The sequence below is a fragment of the Streptomyces sp. NPDC052682 genome (genome assembly GCF_040678435.1).
GTDB lineage: Bacteria > Actinomycetota > Actinomycetes > Streptomycetales > Streptomycetaceae > Streptomyces.
Genome location: NZ_JBFATS010000017.1, coordinates 1 through 18,573, shown reverse-complemented (window position 1 = coordinate 18,573; position 18,573 = coordinate 1). Strand labels below are relative to the sequence as shown.

The 18,573-nt window shown below is 74.1% G+C and carries 15 protein-coding genes; 5 read left to right on the top strand and 10 right to left on the bottom strand.

Annotated features, from left to right (window positions below):
* Positions 1-69: 69 nt before the first annotated feature.
* Positions 70-1,449 (bottom strand): CAP domain-containing protein, encoded by a 1,380-nt coding sequence (locus AB0K80_RS25080; protein WP_365673250.1) that lies wholly within the window; start codon positions 1,447-1,449, stop codon positions 70-72.
* Between the two features lie 488 nt (positions 1,450-1,937).
* Between AB0K80_RS25080 and AB0K80_RS25075 the strand changes: the two genes are divergently transcribed.
* Positions 1,938-3,728: a M4 family metallopeptidase gene (locus AB0K80_RS25075; RefSeq protein WP_365673248.1), complete on the top strand. Its 1,791-nt coding sequence runs from the start codon at positions 1,938-1,940 to the stop codon at positions 3,726-3,728.
* A 398-nt stretch (positions 3,729-4,126) separates the two neighbouring features.
* On the opposite strand, the gene AB0K80_RS25070 is transcribed toward AB0K80_RS25075, so the two are convergent.
* The 5 genes from AB0K80_RS25070 to AB0K80_RS25050 all read right to left on the bottom strand — a co-directional run bounded on the left by AB0K80_RS25070 (position 4,127) and on the right by AB0K80_RS25050 (position 11,180).
* On the bottom strand, positions 4,127-7,087 hold the full coding sequence (locus tag AB0K80_RS25070) for an AAA family ATPase (protein ID WP_365673246.1): 2,961 nt from the start codon (positions 7,085-7,087) through the stop codon (positions 4,127-4,129).
* A gap of 70 nt (positions 7,088-7,157) precedes the next feature.
* Positions 7,158-7,505, bottom strand: a complete 348-nt coding sequence (locus AB0K80_RS25065) for a UBP-type zinc finger domain-containing protein (RefSeq protein WP_365673245.1) — start codon at positions 7,503-7,505, stop codon at positions 7,158-7,160.
* A complete protein-coding gene (locus tag AB0K80_RS25060) occupies positions 7,502-9,049 on the bottom strand; it encodes an ATP-binding protein (protein ID WP_365673243.1) in 1,548 nt (515 codons plus the stop codon). Before AB0K80_RS25060 ends, AB0K80_RS25065 begins: the two co-directional genes overlap by 4 nt.
* Complete coding sequence (locus AB0K80_RS25055) at positions 9,046-10,722, bottom strand: FAD-dependent oxidoreductase (RefSeq protein ID WP_365673241.1); 1,677 nt, start codon at positions 10,720-10,722, stop codon at positions 9,046-9,048. The genes AB0K80_RS25060 and AB0K80_RS25055 overlap by 4 nt, the downstream gene beginning before the upstream one ends.
* A gap of 101 nt (positions 10,723-10,823) precedes the next feature.
* Positions 10,824-11,180, bottom strand: coding sequence for a VOC family protein (locus AB0K80_RS25050; protein ID WP_365673239.1), 357 nt, complete (start codon positions 11,178-11,180; stop codon positions 10,824-10,826).
* 63 nt (positions 11,181-11,243) lie between these two features.
* On the opposite strand from AB0K80_RS25050, the gene AB0K80_RS25045 reads away from it, so the two are divergent.
* On the top strand, positions 11,244-12,113 hold the full coding sequence (locus tag AB0K80_RS25045) for a universal stress protein (protein ID WP_365673237.1): 870 nt from the start codon (positions 11,244-11,246) through the stop codon (positions 12,111-12,113).
* Positions 12,114-12,125: 12 nt separating this feature from the next.
* Here AB0K80_RS25045 and AB0K80_RS25040 read toward each other — a convergent pair whose 3' ends face one another.
* From AB0K80_RS25040 to AB0K80_RS25030, 3 genes are all read right to left on the bottom strand, one after another.
* Positions 12,126-13,397 (bottom strand): DUF4032 domain-containing protein, encoded by a 1,272-nt coding sequence (locus tag AB0K80_RS25040; protein ID WP_365673236.1) that lies wholly within the window; start codon positions 13,395-13,397, stop codon positions 12,126-12,128.
* 38 nt (positions 13,398-13,435) lie between these two features.
* Entirely contained in the window at positions 13,436-14,182 is a 747-nt protein-coding gene (locus AB0K80_RS25035; protein WP_365673233.1) for an MBL fold metallo-hydrolase, read from the bottom strand.
* A 118-nt stretch (positions 14,183-14,300) separates the two neighbouring features.
* Entirely contained in the window at positions 14,301-14,933 is a 633-nt protein-coding gene (locus tag AB0K80_RS25030) for an alpha-ketoglutarate-dependent dioxygenase AlkB (RefSeq protein WP_365673231.1), read from the bottom strand.
* A gap of 139 nt (positions 14,934-15,072) precedes the next feature.
* On the opposite strand from AB0K80_RS25030, the gene AB0K80_RS25025 reads away from it, so the two are divergent.
* Positions 15,073-15,711 (top strand): TetR/AcrR family transcriptional regulator, encoded by a 639-nt coding sequence (locus AB0K80_RS25025; RefSeq protein WP_365673230.1) that lies wholly within the window; start codon positions 15,073-15,075, stop codon positions 15,709-15,711.
* A 144-nt stretch (positions 15,712-15,855) separates the two neighbouring features.
* Complete coding sequence (locus AB0K80_RS25020) at positions 15,856-17,529, top strand: FAD-binding dehydrogenase (RefSeq protein WP_365673228.1); 1,674 nt, start codon at positions 15,856-15,858, stop codon at positions 17,527-17,529.
* A 16-nt stretch (positions 17,530-17,545) separates the two neighbouring features.
* On the opposite strand, the gene AB0K80_RS25015 is transcribed toward AB0K80_RS25020, so the two are convergent.
* A complete protein-coding gene (locus AB0K80_RS25015) occupies positions 17,546-17,899 on the bottom strand; it encodes a DUF488 family protein (RefSeq protein WP_365673226.1) in 354 nt (117 codons plus the stop codon).
* A gap of 136 nt (positions 17,900-18,035) precedes the next feature.
* On the opposite strand from AB0K80_RS25015, the gene AB0K80_RS25010 reads away from it, so the two are divergent.
* Positions 18,036-18,485, top strand: coding sequence for a DUF6098 family protein (locus tag AB0K80_RS25010; RefSeq protein ID WP_365673224.1), 450 nt, complete (start codon positions 18,036-18,038; stop codon positions 18,483-18,485).
* Positions 18,486-18,573: the final 88 nt, after the last annotated feature.

Sequence of the window (18,573 nt, the reverse complement as noted above, 5' to 3'; positions counted from 1 at the left end):
GGCATCCTCACCCGGAAGGCGTCCCTCCGTCTGGATCACGCACGGATTGAGATCCGGACGTGTCCGCTGTCAGCCGCCGAACACCTGCGTCCAGTACGTGCCCGCCCGGCCGCCTCCGGCGAAGCCGACGCCGATGTGGGTGAACTCCGCCTTGAGGATGTTGGCCCGGTGGCCCGGGCTGTTCATCCAGCCCTCCACCACGTCGGCGGGGGAGCGCTGCCCGCAGGCGATGTTCTCGCCGACCGCCCGGTGGGCGGAGCCCGCGGCGGCGGCCCGGTCCCGGGGGCGGCGCCCGTCGGGCGAGGTGTGGGAGTAGAAGTCGCGGGCCACCATGTCCACGCTGTGCGCCTGGGCGGCCGCGGCCAGCCGCGCGTCCGGCGCCAGCGGCCGCAGCCCGGCCCGCGTGCGCTGCCGGTTGGTCAGCTCGACGACCTCGGCCGCCGTGCCGGCCAGGCCGTCCGGGGTGAGCGGCCGGGCCCACAGCGCCGTCCAGTAGCGGCCGCCGGAGCCCTCCGCGGACGCCGGCCCGACGTGGACGAAGACCGGGTCGTGCAGGGTGCGCCGGGAGGAGTCGGCGCCCAGGCAGTACGCGACGAACTCGGCGGGCGTGCGGGGGCCGAAGACCAGGTGCTCGCCGACCGTGAGATACGGGTATCCGGCGGCGAGGACACGCTGGTACACCGGCACGCCGTCCCGGCTCTCGACACCGAGGCGGCCGGCGGCGGCCATGGCGGCCGCATGCTCCCGGGCAGCGCGGACCAGCCGGGCGTCGAGCGTGACCGGGGGCGAACCGGCACTCCGGCGAACCGAGTTGACCAGGTCCAGGAACGCGTCGGTGCTCAGCGCCGCGGCACCGGGGGAGGGACGGGAGACGTCCGGGGAGGGCTGACGGAGGGTCAGCCGGCCGGGCGGCCGGTCCGGGAGGGTCGGCGGCGGGGGGCCGGACGGCGACGCCGTGGGCGCGGGGTCCTCGTCCACGACGTCCACGCCGAAGTCCCGCGCGAGACCCGCCAGTCCCTCGGCGTACCCCTGCCCCAGGGCACGCAGCTTCCAGCCCCCGTCACGCCGGTAGATCTCCGCGAGCAGCAGGACGGTCTCCTGGCGTGGCCGCGGCGGGGCGAACCGGGCGACCGTGCGGCCGCCGGCGTCCGCGACCTGGAGCACGGGGGAGGGCAGGCTGCCGAGGGGCGTCCCGGGCTCGGCGGGGCTGACGGCCACCGTGATACGGGTGGCGCCGGCGCGCAGCCTCGGCGGATCGACGGTGAGGGTGTCGCCCCGCAGCCGGGCGCCCGGGGCGTCGGGCTGGTTGTAGAACACGAAGTCGGCGTCGTCCCGGACCGTGCCGCCGTCGTCCGTGACGAGCGCGCAGACGTCGAAGGGGCCGGGCACCCGGACGGTCAGGACGCCGCCCGGGAGGGGCAGATTGCCTCCGGGGACCAACTCGCTCATCGCGCCGCCCTGCTGCTCGCGTCGTACCGGACCGAGGGATGGTGTCCGGACAACGCGCGGCGCAGCGCGGCGGTTCCCGCCGGGCATCCGCGCCGGAAGACGGTGCGTGCCCAGCCCCGTCCTCGTGCTCCTGGGCGTGCGCGGGGGCTGCGCAGTCCGGGCCACGCGCGGGCGGACCGTCCGGGTGTCCTTGCGGTCCTGTTCGCATTCCGGTGCGAGATCGATCACACCTGTCCGAAGCAACCCGCTCGCCGCCCGTCCCCTCTCCTTCCGTGACGCACGGTTGGCCAGTGGCTGATCACCGGGCGTGCGGATGCGCACGGTATCGCCGTCGGCGGCACGGAAAACGAGCATGTCGGCTTTACATGTACATGACGGATCCGTCAGGGTTGCCCCGGGGCCCGACCAGCCCCCGTGGCGCCCGACGGCGCCATGTCCCAGGGCGGTCGGTGCCACCGGCCGCCTGCGAACGAAGGACTCCCTCAGCAGTGCGCAGAGCCCACATACGCAGCCTGGCGGTCGCCGTCGCGGTGGCGACGGCCGCCACGGGCCTGGCGGGCACGGCCGTCGCGGACCCGGCCACGGGGACCGGCCGCGACACCTCCACGGTCTCGGCCGGATCCGTCGTCGGCGCCGCCCGCGCCGCCGCCTTCGCCCACGCCGCGCAGACCGGCGTCACCCCCGCGGACGACCTGCGGGTCCAGGACGTGATGATCGACCCGGAGGGCGCGCGGCACGTCCGGTTCACCCGGGCCCACCGGGGCATGCCGGTGCTCGGCGGCGACCTCGTCGTCCACCTCACCGAGCGGCTGGCGTACGCGGGCGTCACCCGCGCCGCCGGCCACTCCGTCGAGCCCACAGCGGACCGGGCCCGCCTGACGCCCCGCCAGGCCGAGCGGAAGGCCGCCGCCGTCGCCCAGGGCACGGCGGGCACCGCCGAACTCGTCGTCGACGCTCGCGGCGGGTCCGCCGTCCTGGCCTACCGGGTCCGCGTGAGCGACAGCGGCACGGCCGGGGCCGGCGGCGCCCGGACGGTCGTGGTCGACGCCCTCACCGGCACGGTACGCAGCAACACGCCCGACAGCGACGGCTTCCTGTCGCCCGGGCTCCTCGACACCCTGCGCGAGCGCGGCGAACAGCTGGACCCCGCGACCGGCACCGCCCCGCAGGCCGGCGGGCTGACCGCGACTCCCGCCGCCGGCGCGGTCCGCTACCCGTCACCCGCCACCGGCACCGGCAACTCCCTGTTCGCCGGCAAGGTCTCCCTGACCACCACCCGCACGGCCCGCACCAGCTACGTGCTGAAGGACCCGGGCCGCTGGAACACCGAGACCCGGGACGCGAAGAACCAGGAACTGGAGAACTTCGCCCGAGGCAAGAAGTTCACCTCCACCACCAACAAGTGGGGCAACGGCGCCGTCTCCAACCGCGCCAGCGCCGCCGTCGACGCCCAGTACGGCATCACCAAGACCCTGGACTTCTACAAGAAGACCTTCGGCCGCAAGGGCATCGAGAACAACGGCAAGGGCGCCCGGGCCATGGTCCACTTCGGCAAGAAGGTCGCCAACGCCTTCTGGGACCCGGCCTGCGACTGCATGCTCTACGGCGACGGTGACGGGGCGATGTTCAAAAAGCCCCTCGTCGTCCTCGACGTCACCGGGCACGAGCTGACCCACGGTGTCGTCGACGCCACCGCCCGTCTGGAGCCCACCTACGTCGACGCGGACGGCAACCAGTATGGCGAGGCGGGGTCGCTGAACGAGTCCCTCGCGGACATCTTCGGCTCGGCCGTCGAGTTCAGCGCCAACAACCCGAAGAACCCGCCCAACTACCTGGTGGGCGAGAAGCTGGGCCTGGCCCAGAAGTTCCTGCGCCGCCTGGACCGGCCCTCCCTCGACCGGCTGGAGGGCGCCATCGACTACTGGTCCCCGGCCGTGTACAACGCGGAGGTGCACGCCGGCTCGGGCGTCTCCTCGCACGCGTACTACCTGCTCGCCGAGGGCAGCGGCCGCAAGAAGATCGGCTCGGTCACCTACGACTCGCCGACCTACGACGGCCGGGCGGTCAAGGGCATCGGACGCGCCAAGGCCACGGCGGTCTACTACCGGGCCCTGACCCGCTACATGGTCTCCACGACCGACTTCCACGACGCGCGCGTCGCGACCCTGAAGGCGGCCAAGGACCTGTACGGGGCGGACAGCACGGAGTACAAGGCGGTGAACCGCTCCTGGGCGGCCGTCAACGTCACCGCCGCGAACACGCCGGCCGCGGGCCGCTGAGGAACGCGGCAGGGGTGTACCGGGTCCCTCACCGCAGGCGACCCGGTCCATCCGGCTCCGCCCGGCGGGATGCCTCGCCCGGGCGGGGCCGGACTCCCCGGCTGACCGGGTCCCGGGCCGCTTTCCCCAGCGGGCCGGGGCCTTGCCCGGTGTGCGGGGCCGGGCCGGGGTGAGCGCCCGGGCGCTGCCGTCAGCCTGACCGCTTCCCGCAGTGGCAACGCGGCGGTACGCGCTCCAGGCCGGGCGCGCGACGGGGGACGGACGCGGTAGTGGGCGTACGCGCTCCAGGCCAGGCGCGCGACCCGAGACACCGCGGTGGCGGTCGACTGCCGCGCGGCAAGCCAGGCACGCCACCGGGGACGCCCGCGGCGCCCTTCCCGGCTCCGCGGCCGGGGCGGTCAGCTTGAGGTCGTCGGCTCCTGGGTGAGCAGGCCCTCGCGGTAGGCGATCGCCACCGCTTCCGTGCGGCTGGCCGCGCCCAGCTTGGCCAGGATGTTGGAGACGTGGACGCTCGCGGTCTTGCCGCTGATGAACAGCTCCTCGCCGATCTGCCGGTTGCTGCGGCCGAGCGCGAGCAGCCGCAGCACCTCCTGCTCGCGGGCGGTCAGCAGGCCCTGGCGGCTGGAAGGGGCCGGTGGGTCCGCGAGGCGGCCGCGGCGGACCAGGGCGTCGACCCGCTCGCGCAGGAGCCGCGCGCCGAGCCGGTCGGCGATCTCCCGGACCGCCCGGGCTTCGGCGGCGGCCTCCGCGCGGCGCTCGGCGACGAGCAGGGCCTCGGCGTAGCGCAGCCGGCAGCGGGCCCGCTCGTACAGGTCGCCGAAGTCGAACGCCTCCACCGCCTTGCCCCAGGCCGCCGCGTCCGGCCCGGACACCGCCCGCGTCCACTCCGCCTCGGCACGGGCCAGCCACGCCTGCCCCTCCGGCCCCTGCGGTGTGCCGTTCTCGCCGTGGACTGCCGTGGTACGGGCCAGCTCCACCAGCTCGTCCGCCGTGACGGCCCAGCGGCGGGCCCCCGCCTCGTCGCCGGCCTGCCGCAGCCCGACCGCCGTGTCGGCGACCGCGGACAGCGCGAGCGCGGCGAGCCGGACGGTGACGTCGGGCCGGGTGCCCACGTCGTCGGTGAGCGCCCTGACCGTGGACCGCATCCGGCCGACGGCGTCCTCCGCGTCGCCCCGCAGCGCCGCCGCGTCGGTCAGCACGATGCCCGCCACCAGCGTCGCCAGCCAGTCGAACGGCCCCTGAAGCAGCGCACGGGCCCGGTCGGCGGCGCCGAAGTCGCCCCGGGCGAGCGCCACGTACAGCGCGGGCCCGAGGGTGTACCCGGCGGTCGCGGACAGCACCTCCGCGTCGGCCGCCGCGGCCCGCAGGCACTCGTCCCAGTGGCCCAGCGTGTACAGCACCAGCAGCCGCAGATACCGCATCTCCTGCGGATACGGCGAGGACAGCAGCCCGGCGCGGCGCGCCCGCTCCAGGCCCTCGGTCAGCCAGGGCAGGCACCCCTCGAGGTCGCCGGACTCGAAGTGGCCCATGGCGAGGTTGAACAGCGCGCGCAGCTCCACGGGCGCGTTGTCCGCGGCCCGCGCCAGCTCCCGGCCCCGCAGCAGCCGTTCGCGGCCCCGGGGGGTGCGGCGGCCGCCGTCCTCCAGGGTGGCCAGCGAGATCAGCAGGTCGGCCTCGGCGTCGGTGAGGCCCAGGCGTTCCGCGGCGCCCAGGGCGCGCCGGGCCACCCGCACGGCGGTACCGGTCTCGCCGACCTGCCGCGCCGCCATGACGTGCGTGGCCGCCGCCCACACCCAGGTCGCCGACGGGGGCTCCTCGGGGATCATGGCCAGCGCCTCGCTGCTGTGGCTGAAGGCCGCCGTCATGTCGTCGACGTTCAGCAGGTTCCCGGCGAGGGTGTAGCGGACCCGGGCGGCGAGCTCGAAGTCGGCGTCCTGGCCGAGGTCGGCGAGCGCGGAGCGGGTCAGGGCCACCGCACGGTGCAGTTCCCCGGCGTGCGCCGCCGCGGCCGAGGCGCGCAGCGTGAGCGTGACGCGGCCGGCGCCCGAGGGGCGCGCCGAGCGGTCCACCGCCGACCACAGGTCGAGGGCGGCTTCCAGGTGCCGCAGCTCCTCGGCCGGCGCACCGACCCGCTGCGCGTGGTCGGCGGCCTCCAGCGAGGCGGCCAGCGCCTCGGCCAGGTCATGGCTCTCCCGGTAGTGGTGGGCGCGCTCGGCCGCGCTTTCCGGGTGCCCGCGCCCGGCGAGCAGCCGCGCGAACGCGCCGTGCAGCCGCGCCCGCTCCCCGGGCAGCAGATCCGCGTAGACGGCCTCGCGGGCCAGGGCGTGCCGGAAGGAGTACGTGTCGTCGTCGCCCGCGACCAGCAGCTGCCGCCCCACCGCCTCGCGCAGCGCCGACTCCAGCTCCTCCTCCGGCAGCCCGACCGCCTCCCGCAGCAGGTCGTGCTCGACGCGCCGCCCGGCGACGGCGGCTGTGCGCAGCACTTGCTGGGCCGTCTCGGAGAGCTGCTCGAACCGGATGAGGAGGACGTCGGCCAGCCCGCTGGGCACCCCGCCCGGCTCCGTGCCGGTCGCCGCGAGGAGTTCCTCCGCGTAGAAGGCGTTGCCCTCGGCGCGCTGCACGATCCGGCTCACCGTGGTCTCCGGCAGCGGGCCCGGCTCCAGGGCACGCACCAGGCGGGCCACGTCGCCGTCCGGCAGCGGCCGCAGCTCCAGCCGCTCGACGACGGGCAGCCGCACCAGCTCGGCCAGCAGCGGGCGCAGGGGGTGACGGCGGTGCAGGTCGTCCGACCGGTACGAGGCGAACACCGCGAGCCGGTGCCCGGCGGCCCCGAGGGCCGGCCGCTGGAGGATGCCACGGCCGAGCAGGAACCGCAGCAGGTCACGGGAGGACTGGTCGGCCCAGTGCAGGTCCTCCAGCACGAGCAGCAGCGGCGCTACGCCCGCCACGTCCGCCAGCAGCCCGGCCATCCCCTCGAACAGCCGCACCCGCCCGTCCACGTCCCGCGCCGCGTCGCTCCCGGAGCCCAGCAGCCGGCCGACCGCGGGATGCGCGGCCAGCACGTCGGCGAACCGCGCGTCGCCCGCGAGCCGCCCCAGCACCTCCGTGAAGGGCAGGTACGGCAGACCGACGTCCCCGAGATCGACGCAGTGCCCGGTGACCACGGTCATCCCCGCGTCGGCGGCCCGCCCGGCCACCTCGTCCAGCACCCGCGTCTTGCCGACCCCGGCGTCCCCCGCGATCAGCACGGCCCGCGCCTCACCCGCCCGGGCGCGCTCCAGGACACCGCAGAGCCGGGCCAGTTCGTCGTCCCGCCCGATCAGCGGCGTGGCAAAGGAGATCAGCGACACGAGGTCCATCCTGTCACGCGGCCCGAAGAGCACGGGGAGGCACCGAAGCGCCCCGGCACCACCGCGCCGCCACGCCGGGCTACGAGCGCAGAGCCCGCGCCCAGTCCGCCGGCACCCGCCCGGCCGGGCCCGGAGCGGGCTGATCCACCGGGTGGCTCAGCGGCGGCGCCAGCTGCGGACCGGACTCGTACAACTCGTCGGTGGCGTAGTCCCAGAACCAGTTCTCCCCGGGCTCGAAACTCCGCACCAGCGGATGGCCGGTGGCCCGGTAGTGCGCCGTCGCGTGCTGCGCCGGGGAGCTGTCACAGCACCCGATGTGCCCGCACTGCGCGCACCGCCGCAGATGGAACCACCATCCGCCCTGCGCCTCGCACTCGGCGCAGCCCGTGCCGCTCGGGGGGACGCTCGGGTCGATTCCGTCGCTCATACCGGCTCCTCCGCCGTGTCGGTCGTGCCCGTCGGGTCTGTGGTGTCCGTGAGTTCTGTGGTGTCCCTCAGGGCTGTGGTGCCCGCCGCGTCCGTGGTGTCCGTCGTCTCGCTCGTCTCCGCCGTAAGCGGAAGCAGCACCTGGAAACGCGTGTTGCCGGGCTCGGACTCCACCTGGATGCCGCCGTGGTGCTTGTTGACCACGATCCGCCAGGAGATGTCCAGCCCCAGACCGGTGCCCTCACCCACCGGCTTGGTCGTGAAGAAGGGGTCGAAGACGCGCCCGCGGACCTCGGGCGGGATGCCGATCCCCGTGTCGTGGAACTCCACCAGCAGCCGGTCGTGCCGCCGCCCCGTCCGCACGGTCAAGGTCCCTTCCCCGCCCGCGCTGTTGATCGCGGAGACCGCGTTGTCGATCATGTTCGTCCACACCTGGTTGAGCTCCGCCGGGTACGCGGGGACGGCGGGCAGCGTCCGGTCGTACTCCTTGACGACCCTGATCCGCTCCCCGATCTTGCCGGACAGCATCAGCAGGGTGCTGTCGAGCAGGTCGTGGACGTCCACGACCCGGTAGGGGGCGCGGTCCAGCTGCGCGTACTGTTTGGCGGCGTCGACCAGGTGCGAGATCCGGCTGGTGGAGTCCTCGATCTCGTCCATGAGCAGCTCGGTCTCGACGGTGTAGCTCAGCCAGCCGATCGCGCTCGGCAGGATCTCCTCGTCCACGGCCGCGGCGACCTGGTCGAGCCAGTCCGTGTCGAGGCCCGCCTGGACGAAGACGGGGGCGATCCGCCAGCCCTCCTCCAGGCCGTGGTCCTCCAGCCAGTCGGTGAGCTCGTCCTCCCGGTCGGCGGCCTGCAGGGGGCTGAGCGAGGGCGCCTTGGCGACGCGTTCGGCGGTGCGTTCCTGGATGTCGACGAGGCCGGCGAGGGTCTCGGGCGTGTACGTCCCCGCCGAGATGACCCGGAGCTTGTGCCGCATCTTGGCCACCCGCTCCCGCAGCGTCGCGGTGGCCCGTACGGCGGCCGCCGCCGGGTTGTTCAGCTCGTGCGTGAGCCCCGCCGACAACGAGCCGAGCGCGAGCAGCCGTTCACGCTGCCCGATCATCCGCTGGGTGGCCTTCGAGCCGAAGAACAGCCCTTCCAGCAGGTGGACCGCCATCGGGAACCACTCCTGCATGACGCTCGCGAAGGTGTCGGCCGGCAGGACGAAGAACCGCGTCGGCTCGGTCACCCGCATCGAGTTGGTGTAGACCTGCCGCACCCGGTCCCCGAGGTAGGCCTGCATGGCGCCCGCGTACACCCCGCGCTGCGAGGTGCGGCTCACCTCCACGTCGTCCCCTCCGACGCGCCGGGACAGCACGACCGTGCCCTCCAGCATCACGTAGAAGCAGGTGGCCGGGTCGCCCTCGGCGTACACCGGCCCGGGCTCGAACTTCTCCACCCGCCCCTGCGCGCACAGCCGCCCCAGCTGCTCGGGGGTGAGCTTCTCGAACAGGAACAGGGAGACGATCTCCTGCGGGCTGCACGGCATCAGCCGCCCGCTCACGACTGCTCCAGATAACGGTGGACCAGCATCACGGCCATGGCTCCCTCTCCGACGGCGGACGCGACCCGCTTGGCGGACTCGGCGCGGGCGTCGCCCGCCACGAACACGCCGGGCACGTTGGTCTCCAGGTGGTACGGCGGCCGGTCCAGCTCCCAGCCCGCCGGCGGCCGCCCGTCGGGCGTCAGATCGGGCCCGGCGAGGATGAACCCGCGCTCGTCGCGCAGCACCGTGCCGTCCAGCCAGTCGGTCAGCGGGGCCGCGCCGATGAACACGAACAGCCACTGCGCGTCGACCCGTTCGCTCACCCCGCCCGCCACGTCGCGCAGGGTCAGCTGCTCCAGGTGCCCGTCGCCGTGCGCGGCCTCGACGACCGTGCCGGTGCGCACCACGATGTTCGGCGCCTGGTCGATCTGCTGGATCAGGTAGTGCGACATCGTCGCCGACAGGGACTCCCCGCGCACCAGCAGCGTCACCGACTTGGCACCCCGGGACAGGTACATCGCCGCCTGCCCGGCCGAGTTGGCGCCGCCCACGATGTACACGTCCTGCCCCTGGCAGGAGGGCGCCTCCGTCAGCGCCGACCCGTAGAACACGCCGCAGCCGGTCAGCTCCGCGCAGCCGGGCGCGTCCAGCTGCCGGTAGGACACGCCCGTCGCGAGGATCACGCTGTGCGCGGCGAGAGCCGAGCCGTCCGAGAACCGGACGATCCGGGCGGCGCCGCTCACCTCCAGGCCCGTCACCTGACGGGCGGTGAGGATCTCCGCGCCGAACTTCGTCGCCTGCCGCCGCGCCCGGTCGGTGAGCTGCGCCCCCGACACGCCGTCGGGGAAGCCGAGGTAGTTCTCGATGCGGGAGCTCTGGCCCGCCTGCCCGCCGGTCGCCGACCGCTCCACCAGCACCGTGCGCAGCCCCTCGGAGGCCCCGTACACGGCCGCGCCGAGCCCGGCCGGGCCGCCGCCGATGACCACGAGGTCGTAGAAGTCCGCCGTCGGGTTCGTCGCCAGCCCCACCCGGGCGGCCAGGTCGACGGCCTCCGGCTCGACCAGGGGCGTCCCGTCCGGGGTGATGACCACCGGCAGCCGCATCCCGTCCTGGCCGGCGGCGGCCAGCAGCCGCCGCCCCTCCGGCTCGTCGGAGGAGTACCAGCGGTAGGGCACCTGGTTGCGGGCCAGGAACTCCCGTACGTCCGAGGAGCGCGCCGAGAAGCGGTGCCCGACGACCTTCGTGCTGGGCACGGGCCGGTGGTCGCTGCGCCGCCACGCCTGGAGCAGGTCGTCCAGGACCGGGTACAGCTTCTCCTCCGGCGGGTCCCACGGCTTGAGCAGGTAGTGGTCGAGGTCGACGACGTTGATCGCGTCGATCGCCGCGTGGGTGTCCGCGTACGCGGTCAGCAGCACCCGCCGCGCACCGGGGTGGACGTCCAGCGCCTGTTCCAGGAACTCGATGCCGTTCATCCGCGGCATCCGGTAGTCGGCCAGGATCACGGCCACGAGGTCGCCGCGGAGTTTGAGCTCCCGCAGCGCCTCCAGGGCGGACTCACCGGACTCGGCCCGCACGATCCGGTACGACGCCCCGTAGCGCCGTCTGAGGTCCCGGGCCACGGCCCGGGAGACTCCCGGGTCGTCGTCCACGGTCATGATGACGGTGCGCGCTGCGTCGGCGGTCGGTGCCATACGTCCCCCACGTCCACGGTCGGATCCACGGCACGGCGTACCGCCACCGCCTTGCGCCCATCGTATGTTCGAACGCCCGGCCGCGCCCCGGCGGACGCGGGTCAGGGGCGCCGCGGGCCCAGCACGCAGAACTCGTTGCCCTCGGGATCGGCGAGCACGACCCACGGTTCCTCACCGGTCTGGCCGACGTCGGCGGGGCGGGCGCCGAGCGCGAGCAGCCGCCGGACCTCCGCCTCCTGGTCGTCGGGCCGGAGGTCGAGGTGCAGACGGTTCTTGACCGGTTTGGCGTCCCGCGACGCCCCGAAGAGCACACCGGGCAGCCGGTCCGGCGCGGGCCGGATCTCGTACTCCTCCGGGTCGTCGTTGACCACCACCCACCCGAGCGCCTCGGCCCACCAGCGTCCCAGCGCCACCGGATCGGCCGCGTCCACCACCAGCTGCTCCCATACCAAGGTCATGGGGGGAGCGTAGTAGGGAAGACTGGCCGCACGCAGGGACCGCGACACAGGGAGACAGTGCGGATGACACGCCCCATCACGGCAGGGATCGACGGATCCGAGGAGAGCCTCGCCGCGCTCGCCTGGGCGGCCCGGGAGGCCGTCCGCCGCGGGCTGGCGCTGCGCGTGGTGCACGCCTGGCGCGTCCAGCGGCACGAGGCGCTGGACGCCGGCCCGGACACGCAGGCGCAGTGGGTGCGTCACCAGGTCACCGAGGCGGTCCGTGCCGTCACCGAACGGCACCCGCGGCTGGAGGTGACCACCGACGTCCTGGAGGGCGACACCGTCGAGACCCTGGTCGCGGCGGCCGGCGCCGCCGAGATGCTGGTCCTGGGCACCCGCGGCCACGGCCCCGTCATGGGCTTCCTGCTCGGCTCCGTCGGCCAGCAGGTGCTCGTCGGGGCGGCCCGGCCCGTCGTGCTCGTCCGGGCCGGTGACCGGCCCTCGGACGAGGTCGCCGGGCACGAGATCGTCGTCGGCCAGCACGGCGACCCGCAGGACAGCGCCGCCGCGCTGCGCTTCGCGTTCGAGACGGCGGCGGCCCGCGGCGCCACCGTCCGGGCGGTGCGGGCCTGGACCCTGCCGCCGGTGTTCGCCTACAGCCCCGGCTCGCTCAAGCTCCTCGACGAGGCCGGGGGCCTGGAGCCGTACGAGAAGAAGGGCCTGGCCAGGGCGCTCCAGCCGTGGCGGGAGCGCTTCCCCGACGTGCCGGTGGTGGAGCACGTGGAGATGGGCAGCGCGGGGCAGGTACTGCTGTCGGTGGCGGGCACGGCCCAGCTGATGGTGGTGGGCCGGCGGGCGCACCGTACGGCTGTCGGGGCCCGCCTCGGGTCGGTCGCGCACGGGATGCTGCACCTGGCGGACTGCCCGGTGGCCGTCGTCCCGCACACCTGAGTCACTCCTGAGTCACTCCGCGGGTTCCAGCGGCCCGGGGGCCGCCTCCAGCGACTCCGGCGTCGGCTCCAGCGTCTCGCGCGCCTTGGGGAGGATGTGGGTGATGTAGTCCTGCACCGCCGTGTCCAGGCCGATGTCCTGCTGGGCCCGCTCGGACAGGTACCAGCGGTGCTCCAGCAGCTGGTGGTACAGCTCGGCCGGGTCCATGTCGCCGCGCAGCTCCGGCGGCACGGCGCGCACGGTGGGCCGGAACACCTCCCGCACCCAGCGGTGGGCGAGCACCTCCGGGCGGGCACCGAGGGGATCGCCGGGGGCGTAGTCGTCCTGGGTGGCCATCCAGCTCTCCAGGTCGTTCAGCAGCCGCCGCGCCTGGTTCTCCTCGGTGTCCAGGCCGGTCAGGCGCAGCAGCTGGCGCTGGTGGTGGCCGGCGTCGACGACCTTGGGCACGAAGGTGACCGTGTCGCCGTTGGAGGCGTGCTCGATCTGCATCTCGGCCACGTCGAAGCCCAGCTCGTTCAGGCGGCGTATCCGGCGCTCGATGTAGTGGTACTTGCCCGCCGGATACACGGAGGTGCGGGTCAGCTCCTCCCACAGGCTGCGGTAGCGGGCGCAGATCTCCCTGCCGAACTCGATCGGGTCGACCGAGGGGTGCAGCGCCCCCGAGGCCTCCAGGTCCAGCAGCTCGCCGCTGATGTTGACCCGGGCCAGGTCGAGGTCGTACGCGCGCTGCCCGTCGCTCAGCTGGGGGTGCAGGTCGCCGGTCTCGGCGTCCACCAGGTAGGCGGCGTACGCGCCCGCGTCGCGCCGGAAGAGGGTGTTGGACAGCGAGCAGTCACCCCAGGCGAACCCGGCCAGGTGCAGCCGGACCAGGAGCACGGCGAGGGCGTCCATCAGACGGTGCATGGTCGCCGGGCGCATGGTCGTCTCGAACATCGACCGGTACGGCATCGAGCCGCGCAGATGCCGGGTGACCAGCACGCTCTCCAGCGGGTCGCCGCCCGCGTCGGTACGGCCGGTGACCACGGCGAGCGGGTCGACCGCCGGGATGCCGAGCCGGTCCAGGTCGCGCAGCAGCTCGTACTCGCGCAGCGCGGGCCGCTCGGCGAGCTCCTTGACGGCGATGACCTCGTCACCGGCACGGGCGTAGCGCACCACGTGGCGGGAGATGCCGCGGGGGAGAGGGACGAGGTACTGCTCCGGCCACTCCTCCAGGGGCAGGTGCCACGGCAGCTCCAACAGGAGCGCGGGGTGTTCCGGGTTCGTCGCGCTGATCTGCAGTGCCATGGGTCGGGTGTCCTTGCCTCGCGGTGATCGGCACCACCTTAGAGGGCGAGCTCCCGGGCCCGGAGGGCCGCGTCCCGTATCGAGCCCCGGTGGACGGGCCCGTGCCCGGGCAGCATCAGGTCGCCCTCCAGGCCGGCCAGCACGTCGAGGGAGGCCACGGCGCGGGAGCGCTCGTGGTGGAACATGCCGGGCAGCAGCTGCGGGCCCCTCACCCGGGACGTGGCGTGCCCGCTGACCAGGGCGTCACCGGAGATCAGCAGGCCCGCGTCCGGCAGGTGGTAGGCGCAGTGGCCGTCGGTGTGGCCCGGGGTGTGCACGGGGACGGGACGGCCGGGCAGGTCGAGCTTTCCGTCGGTGGGGAAGGGACGGGGAGCGGTCACCGGGACGTGGGCCGTGCCGCCGGAGCGGAGCGCGTGCACCGCCCACGGCAGCACACCCGGCCGCCAGCCGTTCCTCAGCACCTGGCCGATGGACACCTGGTGCAGGAACTCCCGCCGCGCGTGCGGCACTTCGGCCTCGTGGAGGTAGACAGGCGTGCCGTAGGCGGCGCTCAGGTACTCGGCCGAGCCCAGGTGGTCGTTGTGCGCGTGGGTGATCAGCACGGCCGCGACCGCCTCCGGCGCACTGCCCACCGCGGCGAGCGAGGCCAGGAGCTGGTGACGGTCGCCGGGGTAGCCGGTGTCGACGAGGGTGACGGCGTCGCCGTCCTTGAGGATCACCCAGTTGGTGTTCGAGCCGTGCACCAGGTAGGTGCCCTCCGCCGCCTGGTGCACGTCTGCCCGCATGATCGCCCCCGCGTGGTGTGGTCGCCGCCCGACGGGACACAGCAAAGCAGACCGGGCCCGGCGGGGGAGCGGCGGGTGGGCCCAACGGCGTTGCGGGGCGTGCGGGGTGGAGGCGTGCTCAGCCCACGCCGTGCGGGCGGAACTGGATGCTGATGCGCGGGCCCGTGGCCCGTGAGGACTTGGGGATCGCGTGCTCCCAGGTGCGCTGGCAGGACCCGCCCATCACGAGGAGATCCCCGTGGCCGAGCGGCCTGCGCACCGCGGCCCGGCCGCCGCCCGCGGGGCGCAGCAGCAGGTCGCGCGGCTCACCCACGGAGAGGATGGCGACCATCGTGTCCTCGTGCGCGCCCCGCCCGATCCGGTCGCCGTGCCAGGCGACGCTGTCGCGGCCGTCCCGGTAGTAGCACAGTCCGGCCGTGGCGAACGGCTCGCCCAGCTCCTCGGCGTAGTGGGCGCTCAGCGCGTCGCGCGCCTCGGCCAGCACCGGATGCGGCAGGTGCTCGTGCTCCGCGTAGAAAGCGAGCAGCCGCGGCACGTCGACGACCTGGTCGTACATGTGGCGCCGCTCCGCCCGCCACGGCACCTCGGCGGCCAGCCGCTCGACCAGCAGGTCCGCGCCGGCGAGCCAGCCGGGCAGGACGTCGATCCAGGCGCCGGACCCCAGCTCGGTCCGGCAAATCCGGTCGAGGGCGCCCAGCCGCACCTCGTCGGCCTGGTCGAAGAGGGAGCCCTGCAGGTGGTGCGTGGCCATGCGTCCAGCCTAGCCCCTGATTCGAGAGCATGTTCGATCAAGCGAGATCTGCCGGACGGGCTTTCGATACACGGCTGTATCGGATACGTTCCTGTATCGAACTAAGGCGGGCAGGGTGGGGCAGAAGACGACCGGGCGAGTGACCAGGCGGCGCGTGCGTACGCGTGCGGACCTGCTGGAGGCGGCCTTCTCCGTGTTCGCCGCCAAGGGCTTCGGGCACGTCTCGATCGAGGAGGTGTGCGAGGCCGCCGGCTACAGCAGAGGCGCGTTCTACTCGAACTTCGGCAGCCTGGACGAGCTCTTCTTCGCCCTGTACCGGGAGCGGGCCGAGCTGATCGCCGAACAGGTCTCCGGGGCCCTCGCCGGCCACGGGCCCGACCTCGACGTGCCCGCAGCCGTCGACCGGGTCACCGAGGCGCTGCTCCTGGACCGGGACTGGCTGCTGGTCAAGACGGACTTCCTGGTGCACGCCGCGCGCCGCCCCGACGTGGCCCGGACCCTGCTGGCCCACCGGGCCCGGCTGCGCCGGGCTGTCGCGGACCATCTGGCCCGCGCCCGCGGGCACACCCGGCTGCCCCCGGTCCTGGGCGACACGGAGGGCGCCGCGCACGCCGTGGTCGCCGCGTACGACGGCGTCACCACGCAGCTGCTGCTGGACCGGGACGTCGACCACGCCCGCGCCTGGCTCAAGCAGCTGCTCACCGCGCTGCTGACCGACGGCGACGGCAGCGACGGTGCCGGCACCGAACCACCCGGGACCGAAGAGCGTACGAACTGACGGGCCGAAGACCCGAGGGGCCGAAGGGCCGAAGCCGAAACACCGCAGAACCGAAGCACCGCAGAACCGAAGCACCGCAGAACCGAAGCACCGCAGAACCGAAGAACCGAAGAACCGAAGAACCGAAGAAAGGGAACAGCCGTCATGGATGCCGACGTCATCGTCGTCGGAGCGGGCCTCGCCGGCCTGGTCGCGGCGCAGGAACTGACCAGCCGGGGCCGCAGGGTCGCCCTCGTCGACCAGGAGAACGCCGCCAACCTGGGCGGACAGGCCTTCTGGTCCTTCGGCGGGCTGTTCCTCGTCGGCTCCCCCGAGCAGCGGCGCCTCGGCATCAAGGACTCCTTCGACCTCGCCTGGAGCGACTGGCGCGGCAGCGCGCAGTTCGACCGGCTGGAGGACGAGGACTCCTGGGCGGTGCGCTGGGCACGCGCGTACGTCGAGTTCGCGGCGGGGGAGAAACGTTCCTGGCTGGCCGGACACGGCATCACGTTCCTGCCCACCGTGGGCTGGGCCGAACGCGGCGACCTCACCGCCCACGGGCACGGCAACTCCGTACCCCGCTTCCACATCGCCTGGGGCACCGGCACCGGCGTCGTCGAGCCGTTCGCCCGCTACGCCAAGGAGGCCGCGCGCGACGGGCTGCTCACCTTCCACCACCGCCACCGGGTCGACGAACTGGTGATCGAGGGAGGTGCCGCGCGGGGGGTGCGCGGCATGGTCCTGGCCGAGGACACCGCACCCCGGGGTGTCGCCTCCAACCGCGACCCGGTCGGCGAGTTCGAGCTCACCGCCCAGGCGGTGATCCTCACCACCGGCGGCATCGGCGCCAACCACGACCTGGTCCGCCGCCACTGGCCCGAGCGGCTCGGCACCCCGCCGAAGGAGATGGTCACCGGTGTCCCCGCGTACGTCGACGGGCGGATGCTGGACATCAGCGCCGAGGCGGGCGTACGCCTGGTCAACCGCGACCGCATGTGGCACTACACCGAGGGTCTGCGCAACTGGGACCCGATCTGGCCCGGCCACGGCATCCGCATCCTGCCCGGACCGTCCTCGCTGTGGTTCGACGCCCTCGGCCGCCGCCTGCCCGGGCCGTGCCTGCCCGGCTACGACACCCTGAGCACGCTCAAGCACCTGCGCACCACCGAGGACATCGCGGGCTACGACCACTCGTGGTTCATCCTCACCCAGAAGATCATCGAGAAGGAGTTCGCGCTGTCGGGCTCCGAGCAGAACCCCGACATCACGGCCAAGGACCGCGCCGGCTTCCTGCGCGAACGCATCCTCGGCAAGGGCGCGCCCGGCCCGGTCGACGCGTTCCTGCGCCAGGGCGCCGACTTCGTCACCGCCCCCACGGTCGAACAGCTCGTCGAGAAGATGAACGCCCTGACCGACAAGCCCCTCCTGGACGCGGCCGAGATCCGCCGCCAGATCGAGGCGCGTGACCTCCAGATCGCCCACCCCTACGCCAAGGACGCCCAGATCCAGGGCATCCGCAACGCCCGCCGCTACATCGGCGACCGCCTCGGCCGGGTCGCCACCCCGCACCGCGTCCTGGACCCGGCCGCGGGCCCTCTGATCGGCGTCAAGCTGCACATCCTCACCCGCAAGACGCTCGGCGGCATCCAGACCGACCTGGACTCCCGCGCCCTTGGCGCCGACGGCACCCCCGTCGACGGTCTGTACGCGGCCGGCGAGGTGGCCGGCTTCGGCGGCGGCGGTGTGCACGGCTACAACGCTCTGGAGGGGACCTTCCTCGGTGGCTGCCTCTTCTCGGGCCGGGCGGCGGGCCGGGCGGCGGCGCGGCAGACCGCTTGACCGCTGCCGGCTCTCGCTAGCCCTCCTCGATGAGGCGGGCCAGGACGGCCGCGTGGCTCCGCTCCGGCGTCTTCACGGCGGTCAGCAGGGTCACCGGCCCCTCGCGGGCCAGTGCGCGCACCTGGTCCAGCAGCGCCACCGCCTCCGGGCCGGCCAGTTCCGCCTCGTACCGGGCGCGGAACTCCTCGTACGACCCCTCGCCCGCGTGGTACCAGCGGCGCAGCTCGGTCGACGGGGTGATGCCCTTCGGCCACTCGTCCACCCGCGCGGCGTCCTTCGACACGCCGCGCGGCCAGAGCCGGTCGACCAGGACGCGCACCCCGTCGTCCGGCTCGGGCGGTTCCTGGACACGGCGTACGCGAACGCTCACGGTCGGGGCCTTTCCTGCGCGGGGGCGGGACGTGCCGCGAGCGTACTGCGGCGGAGTGGTGGAGGCGCGTCGTCCGATTCCGTCGGCGTCCTGCGGGTACTCCGTCCGCCTGACGGCGTCGAGGGAGGTCAACGACATGAGCACTTCGGACGACCTGCCGGTCGTGCGTACACTCGCCGAACTGACGGACCTGGTCGAACGCCATCAGGGCCTGTACGTCCGCTGGTCCCGGGGCCCGCAGACCGACTGTCGCGATTCGTCCAGCAACGACGACCTCACCGGCGTGCCCATGCCGGGCCTGTCCGCCAACCCCCTGGACGTGGAGGAGTGGTGGGAGGGCCGGCCGGTACGGCTGTGGGTGGCGCGGCGCCTGCACGACTACGCCCATCTGCCGCACGAGAAGGGGCCGGGCGTACGGCCCTGGGTGCTGACGGGCAAGGAGCGGGGCCGCGGCCCGGACAACGAGCCCCTGGTGTCCGACGCCGAGGCGATGTGCTGGATCGACCAGCAGGTCATCGAGGAGGCCCGGGAGGAGGTGGCCCGCCAGGAGAACCCCTGGGGGCCACTGCGCCGCAGCGGCCGCTGAGACACGCAGGCGGGTGAGACATGCGGGCGGGCCCCCGCCCCCCCCGGGGGGGGGGCCCCCCCCCGCGCCCACCAGCACGGCGGCGGGG

What these genes read in the sequence shown, in the direction of transcription:
- AB0K80_RS25040 (WP_365673236.1), bottom strand. Translation starts at nt 13,397, where the DNA reads ATGGCACTGCAGATCAGCGCGACGAACCCGGAACACCCCGCGCTCCTG.
- AB0K80_RS25065 (WP_365673245.1), bottom strand. Translation starts at nt 7,505, where the DNA reads ATGAGCGACGGAATCGACCCGAGCGTCCCCCCGAGCGGCACGGGCTGC.
- AB0K80_RS25055 (WP_365673241.1), bottom strand. Translation starts at nt 10,722, where the DNA reads ATGGCACCGACCGCCGACGCAGCGCGCACCGTCATCATGACCGTGGAC.
- AB0K80_RS25010 (WP_365673224.1), top strand. Translation starts at nt 18,036, where the DNA reads ATGAGCACTTCGGACGACCTGCCGGTCGTGCGTACACTCGCCGAACTG.
- AB0K80_RS25030 (WP_365673231.1), bottom strand. Translation starts at nt 14,933, where the DNA reads ATGGCCACGCACCACCTGCAGGGCTCCCTCTTCGACCAGGCCGACGAG.
- AB0K80_RS25080 (WP_365673250.1), bottom strand. Translation starts at nt 1,449, where the DNA reads ATGAGCGAGTTGGTCCCCGGAGGCAATCTGCCCCTCCCGGGCGGCGTC.
- AB0K80_RS25045 (WP_365673237.1), top strand. Translation starts at nt 11,244, where the DNA reads ATGACACGCCCCATCACGGCAGGGATCGACGGATCCGAGGAGAGCCTC.
- AB0K80_RS25050 (WP_365673239.1), bottom strand. Translation starts at nt 11,180, where the DNA reads ATGACCTTGGTATGGGAGCAGCTGGTGGTGGACGCGGCCGATCCGGTG.
- AB0K80_RS25020 (WP_365673228.1), top strand. Translation starts at nt 15,856, where the DNA reads ATGGATGCCGACGTCATCGTCGTCGGAGCGGGCCTCGCCGGCCTGGTC.
- AB0K80_RS25035 (WP_365673233.1), bottom strand. Translation starts at nt 14,182, where the DNA reads ATGCGGGCAGACGTGCACCAGGCGGCGGAGGGCACCTACCTGGTGCAC.
- AB0K80_RS25070 (WP_365673246.1), bottom strand. Translation starts at nt 7,087, where the DNA reads ATGGACCTCGTGTCGCTGATCTCCTTTGCCACGCCGCTGATCGGGCGG.